This is a genomic window from Ligilactobacillus equi DSM 15833 = JCM 10991 (assembly GCF_001435735.1).
GTDB classification, from domain to species: Bacteria; Bacillota; Bacilli; order Lactobacillales; family Lactobacillaceae; genus Ligilactobacillus; species Ligilactobacillus equi.
In genome coordinates, this window is the sequence record NZ_AZFH01000111.1 from 1 (window position 1) to 2,246 (window position 2,246).

Genomic DNA, 2,246 nt, shown 5'->3' on the forward strand with positions numbered 1-2,246 from the left:
TCAGCATATGGAGTGAAATTATCATAGTGATAATTTACAGTATCTGGAGTGACTGTTACATCATTTAGGGAATACGTAACCGTTGGTTTGTCATATAAGCCACCAATAGCTTTTACGTCTAACGGCATGTAAACGATGTAGTAATCAGCCCATGTACCTTCTGAAGGGTAATTTACATTGGTATCTGATTCGACTGTCTTAACGCCACTAGGGTATTTAGCTCCGTCAGTAGTAATATTCCAACCTAATTTTTCACTTGGTTTAATAGCTTGAGCTTGTCCCGGATTGCCAATACTGTAATCCGTAACTTGCATATCTTTTCCAGTTGTCCCATCAATGTAGTGAACAATTACACCACTTTGCCCTTGAGCTAAGTGAACAATAGGAACATTTGTATAATTTTCGCTCACATCAACTTTATAATCTCCTGAAGTATTTAAAGTGTAAGCATGATTTTTGATTGTGTACTCTTTTTCAGGATAAGTAAATAATAGAAGTGCTCCCCAAAAGTCTACTCGTGATAAACCGTCAATAGCGCTACCCTTGCTATAAAAAGCAAGAGTATTGGCTTCAGCTTGTTTACGTTCTTCAGGACTTAATGATGCTAGGTAGAATGACTTTTTTAAAGTATTAGAAACCCCAGTATACGTAGCTTTTTGTAAGAAATCTTTTGTAACGTTGTATACCATTATTGCATGGGTCATACTATCATCAGTATATGAAATCAAACCTTGAGTTTTTGTTGGCGTTTCGTTTAATATTTTTTGAAGTTCCTCAGCATTTTTACCATTTTCAACTCTTAAGAAAGGAACACTTAACCAATCATGAGCATCTGCTTGTGCGTATAAATGTGCCTCAGTATCTCTAGCTTCAATAGTTTCTGACATTGTGTGATTATCAGCACTGACTGGATTCCAACGTACTCGTATACCCAATTGTCCTTTGTCGCCAACATTTGAAAAATTACTAGATGGTAATACAGGGTTAATTCCATCTGTTGAAACCGATAAGTCTTGTACAAATTGATAGTTACTTTGCGAGTTTGTTGCTTCTTTGTAAGTTGGAGCATACGACTCTACATCAGTATCTGCGTCTGCCATAGACCCTGTAACATGGTGATACATACCAGATAAAGCAACGTATGCGCCTGCTCCATTAGCACTGCGGTGGAAGTTACTTTCTGATTCAGACGCATTTTGAATATATGTCGCCGGAAGGACTTGTGTTCTTTTGAAATTAGCTTGTGGGATATTAACGTTTAATTTGGCGATTTCCTTGCCATCCATTTGATTATAGGTGATAGTACCTTTTAAACCATTTGTTAATCCATTGAAAAAACTAGCTGGCATATCATAATTTATTGACCCACCAGTTTTTGAAATAACAAAATTTTGTAAACCGACTGTATTAGTTTGAGAAGGTTCGTTTTCAACAACTACGTAATACGTTCTGATGTTACTATCCGAATAAGGAGTCTTTTTAATAACACCAATTAATTTGTTAGTTGAATCATATACTGATGCTCCTTGGATTAAGTCACTACCATTATCTTTATTCCAACCATTAGAGTTAGTCTCTGTTTTTTCTTGAAAAATAGCTACAGAGCTTCCACGTTTTACTTTACTTGCATCTACGCTGAAAGAAACTTTACTGTTAAAGTCAATCAAGTCTTTAACAGTTCCACCACTTCCCGAATAAGGAGCAATTTCAGTAACTTTTTTTCCAGAGTCACGTTCAAAATAATCTACTGACACATTAATAGCATTAGCGGTGAAAATACCTTTATTAGCATTCTCGATTGCATTGTTTACTAATACATTAGCTTTCTTTTCATCAACCTGTGCTTGCAAAATAGCAATTTGCTTTTGTAAGTCTGCCTTTTGCTTATTTAACGCGTTGTCTGACAAGTTTTCAAATGACTTAGAGGTATTTTTATCGAGTTCCTTTTGCCCAACTTCCTTAGCTAATTCATTGTATTTGTCAATTAAAGTGCTCAATTGGTCATTAGCAGAGTTAACTTTTTCACCAACAGACACGGCATCATTAATAGCTTTAACTTGGCTTTGGTAATCGTGGCTTACCTCTGTGACAATCTTTTGCGCATCAGCAACTGAAGTTGTTGTTTTTTTGTTAGGTTCTTGCTTAACATGGTCATTCCCTAACGTTTTTTGTGCATTGGCTACCGCTTGCTCGAGTTTTTGCTTTTCACTTTCCAAAGAAGCAACGGCACTCTTAGCGTCATTCAT

At 36.2% G+C, this 2,246-nt stretch carries 1 protein-coding gene; it reads right to left on the reverse strand.

What is annotated here, in order from left to right:
- Window positions 1-2,246, reverse strand: a 2,246-nt coding sequence (locus tag FC36_RS12165) for a hypothetical protein (protein WP_162257660.1), incomplete at both ends; no start/stop codon positions are given.